This window comes from Paraburkholderia sp. Ac-20340, from assembly GCF_017104965.1.
Classification (GTDB): Bacteria; Pseudomonadota; Gammaproteobacteria; order Burkholderiales; family Burkholderiaceae; genus Paraburkholderia.
Genome location: NZ_JAAGPR010000020.1, coordinates 128,531 through 137,197, shown reverse-complemented (window position 1 = coordinate 137,197; position 8,667 = coordinate 128,531). Strand labels below are relative to the sequence as shown.

The window sequence follows — 8,667 nt, the reverse complement described above, 5'->3', positions numbered from 1 at the left end:
CGCACGCTCGAGCGCCGTCTTGATCACCAGCGCACCGAGATCCGGCGCAGCCACTTTCGCCAGCGAGCCACCGAACTTGCCAACCGCCGTACGGGCGGCCGAAACGATCACAATGTCAGTCATTTTCCGTTTCCTGCATTAAAGAGACTTGCCTGGTCGCTGCCTGATTGACAGCTAGCGTAACTGCAACAAAAAAACTTGAACACGGCGCATCAACGACATGTACACGACATATGAAATAAGCGTGTCTGCATCCCGTTACATCAAGATGACAAAACAGGGAACATACGTGAATGCAATGCGAATTGATTCAACGCCGGACTCTAAATGCTTCAAGGTCGTGGACGCGGCGCAACGCACATGCATTGCAACCGCGTGTTGTCCTGCGTTTCGTGAATGGAATGGCGATGCAATAGCGGTTATTTCGCGGGTTGAATCTCGGCGGCAGCTTCCTGCGTGGCGGGCTGCTGAATCGCTTTAGCAGCAATAGAATCAAAACGATTTTGAGCCGTTTCGATATTTTGCTGCGTCAGATTACGGATCGTTTCGGCCGCATTGCCGAATGCGGTGAAGGTCGAATTAAATGCGGCGACGTACGGTGCCAGGTACGGTGTAGCACTTGCCGGCGCATTCTGCGAGAAACGCGCCGCCACCGCTTTCACGCGCTCCTGCTGCGCTTCGCTCTGGGCTTGAGCCGCCTGGGTCCATTCGGACTGCGTGTGCGTAGCGATATCGAATAGCTGGCGGCCATACGACAAAGCCTTTGCCGCTGCCTGCTGCGAGGCGTTCACCTGCTGCGTGAAAAGCTCGACAGGGCTGGTGGTTTGCAGCGCGCCCTTGAGCGCCGCTTCGTTTTCGGCCAGCACGGCGCGCGCGGCCTGCAGATTCAACGCGACGATTGCTTCGACGCTTTTGAACGCGGGCTGCGTCACTGCGAAAAATGCCGCGACGCCGGACTGATATTGGGCCCGGAGATGATCGGATGCGAAATCGTTGATTAGCTCGGTCATCGGCTATGCCTCATGATTAGAAATGCTAAATAGATTGACTATAGGAAGTCGCAAATTGATGCGACCCATCAGCACTCAGTCCAGCAATGTCGTGTCCGCTGACATCACCGCGGCAACTCAATTAGAGACTTGATTCTAAGGCATGAATTTAACAATTTTGTGCAACACAAAATTAGGTGAAAACCCCAGGTGAAGTCAATTCGATTCAGAACGGGTTTATTTCTTGCAGTTGTAAGGCAAATTGACGCAAAACTTAAAGCGGCGCGCGGGGTCATGTCCTTTCACTCGCGGCCGCCTCAACTGCTTTTTAATGCATTAGAAACTGCAGATCAATGCAATCCGATACACCATTTGATTTTCTCCAGACAAAACATCGGCAGCGCCTGGAATACTCGCGCAATTTCACTGGTGATCTTTTCTGATTGAATCCGATTTGCAAGTTTTGAGTGATCGCGTGTCATGCACCGCAAATCACAGACTCAATGCCTGCGTGCCAGGCGGCACACGCCGTAACGGTACAATTGCGCTCGTCCAGACAGGCCAGCGCTTAACTCTATCGTGACCGAGCATCAACCCGGCCTGACGCCGGGCTTCATTCTGACCCGCCATTGGCGTGACACCCCCACGCATACCGAAGTCGATTTCTGGCTCGCCACGCCCAATGGTCCGCGGCAGTTGCGCCTGCGCCCGCAAACCTCGGTGGCTTTCGTGCCGGCCGCGCAACGCGAAGCCGCACAGCGCGTGCTCGAACGCGAAAAGGGCGCCGAGTGGCGCGCGCTCGATCTCAAGGACTTCCGCCAGCGCCCGATCGCCGGACTCTATACGCCGCAATACCGCCAGTTGACGGGCGCAGCGAAACGCCTGAACAAAGCAGGCGTGGACATCTACGAAGCCGATATCCAGCCGCCCGACCGTTACATGATGGAGCGTTTCATCACCGCGCCCGTGCTGTTTCGCGGCACGCCGGATGAGGCGGGCGTACTGATCGACGGGGAAATGAAACCGGCCAGCGAGTACCGGCCCACGCTACGCCTCGTTTCGCTCGATATCGAAACCAGCGCGCAAGGCGAACTCTATTCGATCGCGCTCGAAGGCTGTGGCCAGCGCCAGGTGTATATGCTCGCGCCGGAAAATGGCGAGGCCGGCACGCTCGATTTCGATCTCGCGTACTGCGAAAGCCGCGCGCAAATGCTCGAATGTCTGAACGCCTGGATGGCACAGCATGATCCCGATGCCATCATCGGCTGGAATCTCGTGCAATTCGATTTGCGCGTATTGCACGCGCATTCGCAGCAATACGGCGTGCCGCTCAAACTCGGGCGCGGCGGCGCGGTCATGGAATGGCGCGAGCACAGCATCAATCAGAATCATTATTTCGCGGCGGCCGCCGGGCGGCTCATCATCGACGGTATCGAGGCCTTGCGTTCGGCCACCTGGAGCTTTCCGTCATTCAGCCTCGAATACGTGTCGCGCACGCTGCTGGGCGAAGGCAAGGCGGTCGATAACCCATATCAGCGCATGGACGAAATCCAGCGCCGTTTCGACGAAGACAAACCCGCACTCGCACGCTACAACCTTAAGGATTGCGAACTGGTCACGCGCATTTTCGCGAAAACCGAGTTGATTGCGTTTTTGCTGGAGCGCGCATCCGTGACCGGTTTGCCGGTCGATCGCAGCGGCGGTTCGGTCGCGGCATTCACGCATCTTTATCTGCCGCGAATGCATCGGCAAGGTTATGTCGCGCCCAATCTCGGCGATATCGTGGGCGAGAATAGTCCCGGCGGATTCGTGATGGATTCGCGCCCCGGCCTCTACGATTCCGTGCTGGTGCTCGACTACAAGAGCCTGTATCCGTCGATTATCCGCACCTTTCTGATCGATCCGGTCGGCCTGATCGAAGGCTTGCAGGCACCCGACGACACACATTCCGTGCCGGGTTTTCTGGGCGCGCGTTTCTCGCGCTCGATGCATTGCCTGCCTGAAATCGTGCGCCAGGTCTGGGAAGGACGCGAAGCCGCCAAGCGGCAAAAGAACGCGCCGCTTTCTCAGGCGCTGAAAATCATCATGAACGCGTTTTATGGCGTGCTCGGCTCGACGGGCTGCCGCTTTTTCGATCCGCGTCTGGCTTCGTCGATTACGATGCGCGGCCACGAAATCATGCGCCAGACGCGCGCGCTGATTGAAGCGCAAGGTTACGACGTCATTTACGGCGATACCGATTCGACCTTCGTCTGGCTCAAGCGCGCACATTCGGAAGAAGACGCCACGCGCACGGGCCGCGAACTGGTCGCGCATGTCAACGCATGGTGGAAAGCGGAACTGCAAAATCGTTTCGGTCTGGAAAGCGCGCTCGAACTGCAATTCGAGCGTCATTACTCGCGCTTTCTGATGCCCACCGTGCGCGGCGCCGAAGAAGGCAGCAAGAAGCGTTATGCGGGCCTGTCGCTGGCGAAAGACGGCGACGAGGAAGTGGTATTCAAAGGCCTCGAAACCGTGCGCACCGACTGGACGCCGCTCGCCCAGCAATTCCAGCGCGAGCTTTACCGGCGCGTTTTCGTGCGCGAACCGCACGCAGACTACGTGCGCGATTACGTGCGCCGCACGCTCGCCGGTGAATTCGACGATCAACTCGTGTTTCGCAAACGTCTGCGCCGGCCCTTGAGCGACTATCAGCGCAACGTGCCGCCACATGTGCGCGCCGCGCGCGTCGCCGACGAATACAACCGCGCAAAAGGCCGTCCTCTGCAATATCAGAACGGCGGCTGGATCAGCTATGTGATGACGACGGTGGGCCCCGAACCACTCGAAACGCTCAGCGCGCCGCCCGATTACACGTTCTATCTCACACGCCAGTTGCAGCCTGTAGCCGATGCCATCCTGCCGTTTCTGCGCGAAGCATTCGAGACGCTGATTTCCGGTCAGGCGAGTCTTTTCTAGCTGGCTACAAGCCGCGCTTCGAGTCCTGCACGCACCTGCGGCCATTCATCGTCGATGATGCTAAAGCGCACCGAATTGCGTTTGCGCCCGTCGGGCATGATGCGTTCGTGGCGCACGATGCCTTCCTGCCTGGCGCCCAGACGCAAGATTGCCGCGCGCGATTTCTCGTTGAGTTCGTCGGTGGTGAATTGCACGCGCACGCATTTGAGCGTTTCGAAAGCATAAGCAAGCAGCAGATATTTTGACTCGGTATTAATCGAGGAGCGCTGCGCCGATGCCGCCAGCCACGTGTGGCCAATCTCCAGTTTGCGATTCGCGCGGTCGATCTTCCAGAAGCGCGTGCTGCCCACCACGCGGCCGCTTTCACGCTGCACGATCGCAAACGGCATGACCGTGCCCGCGCGCTCGCCTTCGAGCGCTTTGGCGATATAAGCGTCGACGGTCGCAGGCGACGGCACGACCGTGACCTTGAGGTTCCAGAGTTCGCCATCGGCGGCGGCTTCGATCAGCGCGGTGGCATCGGTTTCGCGCAGCGGGCGCAGTTCGACCGTTTTACCGCTCAGCGTAGGTGTGGTGTTCATCGAATCGGGTGTCATGCGGAAGAATCGGGCTTGGCGCCGATCGCACCGTCGTCGCGGCGCAGCAGGCGGCCTGCGTTGGCGATCACGATGAGCGTGCCCACGTTATGAAGGATGGCGCTCGCCACGGCGCTCAACGCGCCCAGCGCCGCAAGCGCGATCACGGCGACCGTCCAGGCAAGGCCGATCGCCGCGTTGGTCGTGGCGATGCGCCGGCACGCGCGGCCCAGGCGAATGCAGTCGGGCAGACGGCGCAGATCGTCGGCGAGCAGCACGACGTCGGCGGAAGCCACGGCGATGTCGATGCCGCGCTCGCCCGTCGCCACGCTGGTCGAACCCGCCTTGATCGCCAGCACGTCGTTCAGGCCGTCGCCCACCACGAGCGGATGATGTCCCGCGTCGATTTCGGCGAGCACGTAATCGAGCTTGTCGTGCGGCAGCGCCTGCGCCACCACCGTCTCGATACCGAGTTCGCCCGCGAGCCGCCGCGCGACGCTTTCGCGGTCGCCGGTCACGAGCGCTTCGCGCGCCATGCCCAGCGCGCGCAGATCGTCGAGCGCACCGCGCGCTTCGGGCCGCACGGTATCGTCGAAACCGAACCAGGCGAGCAGGCGGCCGTCGAGCGCCAGCCCGGCGCTGGGACCGTCGATGTCGGCGGGCGCGGGCGGCAATGCGCTTACATGCTGCGCCAGCAGTTCGGCACGGCCGAGCACGGCAACGCCTTCGGGCGTGGGCGCGATCACGCCCAGGCCGCGCAACTCGCGTGCTTCGGCCAGCGGCGCAAGCGTAGCGAACCTGCTCTGCGTGCGTTCGCGCGCGAGCGCACGGCACACCGGATGCGCGCTGCTCAACGCCAGCCGCACGGCCAGTTCGCGCGCCTGCGCTTCGTCCACGCCCGGCTGCCAGCACGCGCGCGTGAGGCGCAATTCACCGTGCGTGAGCGTGCCGGTCTTGTCGATCACGAGCGAATCGATTTCGGCGATCTTGTCGAGAAACGCCGTGTTGCGAAACAGGATGCCGCGCCGCGCGCCCGCCGCAATCCCGGCGATGGCAGTCGATGGCGCCGCCAGCACGAGCGCGCACGGGCAGGCCGCGACGATCACCGCGAGCATCGCCTGCGCATTCGCGCTCACGAACCAGACGATCGCCGCGATCAGCAGCACGAGCGCGAGATACGCATCCATATAGCGTTCGAGCGCCTGCGTGATGGGCGGCTTGGCGGCCTCGGCGCGCTGCATCAGTTCGATGACCTTGCCGAGCGTCGACGCCTCGCCCACTTGCGTGATTTCCACGCGCAGCGGCCCATCCAGATTGATCGCGCCGCCATACACGCTCGCGCCGTCGCCCGCGTCCTGCGGCAGCGATTCGCCCGTGATCGGACCGTTGTCGATGCTGGAGCGTCCTTGACGCACCAGGCCATCGGCGGGAATACGCGCGCCGGGCAGCACATCGACGAGATCGCCGGGACGGATCGCTTCGTAAGCCACTTCCTCGATCGCGCCCGACTCGCTCACGCGGCGCACCTTGCCCGAAGTCAGCCGCCCGAGCGCGCGGATCGCTTCCTGCGAGCCCAGCACGCTGCGCTCCTCCAGCGCATGACCGAAAGTCATGACGATGGGCAGCAAGGCCGCCGTCGTCATGTCGCCGACGGCCCACGCGCCCAGCATCGCCAGCGCGATCAGGCGGTCGGTCACGCCATGCAGGCTCGGCGATTTGAGGCTGTGCCACGCGCCCGCGAACACCGGCGGCGCGACGATCAGCGACGCGAGCGCGGCGAGCAGTTGCGCGACAGTTGCGTCGCCGCGCGCGCCTGCGGGCGAAAGCCACGGCCAGGCGAGCGAGAGCAGCAGGAAGCCGCCCGCCAGCAGCGCGAGCAGTGTGTGACGTGTGATCGCGCGGCGCTCGGCGGCAGACATCGCGTGGACGGCGTCGTGCTTTTCGTCGCGCACTTCGGCGGCTTGGTCGGTTTCAGCAGCTTTGGCTGCTTCGTGCAGATGCGCGTCCTGATCGGCCGCTTCGCAGGGCGTCGTCATGGCGCGCGCCCCGGCAACACGAGGCTCGATGCGTCGTTCGGATCGATCGTCGTCACGCGCGCCGCCTTCGCCAGCACCGCTTGCACGCGGTCGCGATACGCGCGCGCGACCAGGCCCGGATCATGATTTTCCGCCAGCGCCGCTTCGAGCTGCCCGATCGTCGAGGTTTCCGATTGCGCCGTGGCCACGCGCTCGGCGGCGTTCGCCTGCGCGTCCTGGACGATGCGATCGGCGTTCTGCTGCGCGCCCTGGCGCGTTTTTTCGGCGACGGTGCGGGCAAGCGCGACATCGCGCTCGGCGTTCTGCATCGAGCCCAGCACGGCGTTGAAGGCGTCGATGGCCGATGCCGGAAACGCGCTCTGCACATCGACCCGCGCGACTTCGATGCCCAGCCCGGCGTGCGCGGCGGCGAGCGCATCCAGATGCCGCTGGATCGCGCGTGCAAGGTCGCCGCGTAACTGCTCGCGGCGCACGGCCATCTGTTGATCGGCGGCGACCGTTTCGGGACGCGCAACGAGGATCGCGTCGAGATCGCGCTGCGCCGCCGTTTCCACAGCGGCGGCGGACACCACGCGCTCGATCGCGGCATCGAGATGCTCGAGCTGCATGGCGTAGGCATATGGGTCGCTCACGCGATAGAACAACGTCGCGCTCAGTTGCACCACGCCGTTATCGCCGGTCAGCACGTAACCGGAACCGGCTTCGGCATCGGTGTCGAGCCCGAGCGTGGCGCTCGCGTGCGGATTGCGTTCCAGCGCGATCACGCGATGTTCGAGCACGCGTTCGCTGCCGGGCACGAGCAGCACGTCCTCGAACGGACGCGGCCAGGCCACCAGCAGACCCGCGCCCTGATCGCGCACATAAGCGCCGAAGCGCGTCACCACGGCACTGCTATCGGCGGGAATGCGGCGGATATTCGAAGTCGCCCAGCCAAGCGCCGCCAGCACCGCCAGCACGGCGACGAACCAGAACGACAGGCGCACGGTCTGCGCGCCGGGGCCGAGCGCGGGCTGCATGTCGCGCTGAAATTGCGGCGCGCTCATCGGCTTTTGCCCGAACTGCGCGTGGACGCCGCCACCGGGCCGTTGACGGCCGCGCCCATGCCCGGCGGGCCTTGCACGAGCGCGCGGAACGGCGCGGCATCGGTGCGCAGGATCAGATTGGTGTTCGTGTTGACCACCGAGCCGAGCGTGTCGAGCGAGCGCAGCATCGTGTAGAGCTGCGGATCGGCGGCGTAGCTCTTGCCGTAGATCGCGGCGGCGTCCTTGCGCGATTGCGCTTCGATATCGGCGGCTTTCACGTTGGCGTCGGCGATCAGCACGCGCGCGTCGCGGTCGGCATCGGAGCGGATCTGCGCGGCCTGGCGGTTGCCTTCGGCGGTACGCTGCGCAGCTACGGTCTCGCGTTCGGCGCGCATGCGCTCGACCGTCGCGGCGAGCGTGACGGCGGGCAGCGTCAGGCGCTCCAACCCGACCTGGACCACGTGCACGCCGTAGGCCGCGTAGACCTGCGCATCGACCTGACGGCGCAGCGCTTCCTCGAACGCGCCGATGCGCACCTGCGAAGGATCGGTGTTGACGAGCGAAGCGAGATCGAAGCCCGCCGAAGTGGTCTGCAAGGCTGAGCCCACCAGCGAGCGGATCTGCCGCGCCGCTTCATCGGGCTCGTTGCGCACGGCGCGCACGAAGTGGCCGATGTCGTTGGCATTCGCGGGCACGCGCCACGCCACATAGGCTTGCACGATGATGCGCAGGCCATCGCGCGTGCCGACGTCCTGCAGGCCGCTCGACGTCGTGTGCAAGCGCAGATCGACGGGCACGGCGGCTTCGATCGGCGCGGGCAGCCGCCACGCCAGCCCCGGTTGCAGCAGCACACGCACCGGGTCGCCGAACCGCGTGACCACGGCCGCCTCGCCCTCGCGCACCTGCACGAAACTCGCCACCACGAGCGCGACGATCACGCAGAGCGCCGCGAGCGCCACGCGCAACGCAAAGCGCGGACGGTTCACCGGCGCGCCGGGCTGGCCGTGCACATGACCGTGGGCATGTCCATGCGAATGGCCGTGATGATGGTGCGCATCGCCGTGCGCGTGTAAGAGGCTCACGTTCA

General features: G+C 63.9%; 6 protein-coding genes and 1 pseudogene. 1 reads left to right on the top strand and 6 read right to left on the bottom strand.

Going from position 1 to position 8,667, the window contains the following annotated elements:
* Both G3N59_RS23425 and phaP read right to left on the bottom strand, forming a co-directional pair.
* A pseudogene (locus G3N59_RS23425) lies at positions 1-123 on the bottom strand (acetyl-CoA C-acetyltransferase); the annotation flags it as partial.
* 296 nt (positions 124-419) lie between these two features.
* Positions 420-1,010 carry a TIGR01841 family phasin gene (phaP, locus tag G3N59_RS23420; protein WP_241023861.1) on the bottom strand — a complete coding sequence of 197 codons (591 nt, stop codon included), beginning with the start codon at positions 1,008-1,010 and terminating at the stop codon, positions 420-422.
* A gap of 558 nt (positions 1,011-1,568) precedes the next feature.
* On the opposite strand from phaP, the gene G3N59_RS23415 reads away from it, so the two are divergent.
* A complete protein-coding gene (locus tag G3N59_RS23415) occupies positions 1,569-3,947 on the top strand; it encodes a DNA polymerase II (RefSeq protein WP_346777921.1) in 2,379 nt (792 codons plus the stop codon).
* Here the strand turns inward: G3N59_RS23415 and G3N59_RS23410 are convergent.
* The 4 genes from G3N59_RS23410 to G3N59_RS23395 are packed head-to-tail and all read right to left on the bottom strand — an operon-like array spanning position 3,944 to position 8,662.
* Positions 3,944-4,543: a GNAT family protein gene (locus tag G3N59_RS23410; protein WP_205985167.1), complete on the bottom strand. Its 600-nt coding sequence runs from the start codon at positions 4,541-4,543 to the stop codon at positions 3,944-3,946. The genes G3N59_RS23415 and G3N59_RS23410 overlap by 4 nt on opposite strands.
* The gene (locus G3N59_RS23405) at positions 4,540-6,558 is read right to left on the bottom strand and encodes a heavy metal translocating P-type ATPase (protein WP_205985166.1); all 2,019 of its coding nucleotides are present in this window, start codon (positions 6,556-6,558) and stop codon (positions 4,540-4,542) included. The genes G3N59_RS23410 and G3N59_RS23405 overlap by 4 nt, the downstream gene beginning before the upstream one ends.
* Positions 6,555-7,601 carry an SPFH domain-containing protein gene (locus G3N59_RS23400; RefSeq protein ID WP_241023853.1) on the bottom strand — a complete coding sequence of 349 codons (1,047 nt, stop codon included), beginning with the start codon at positions 7,599-7,601 and terminating at the stop codon, positions 6,555-6,557. The genes G3N59_RS23405 and G3N59_RS23400 overlap by 4 nt, the downstream gene beginning before the upstream one ends.
* Positions 7,598-8,662: a protease modulator HflC gene (locus tag G3N59_RS23395; protein WP_321816286.1), complete on the bottom strand. Its 1,065-nt coding sequence runs from the start codon at positions 8,660-8,662 to the stop codon at positions 7,598-7,600. Before G3N59_RS23395 ends, G3N59_RS23400 begins: the two co-directional genes overlap by 4 nt.
* Between the last annotated feature and the right edge of the window lie 5 nt (positions 8,663-8,667).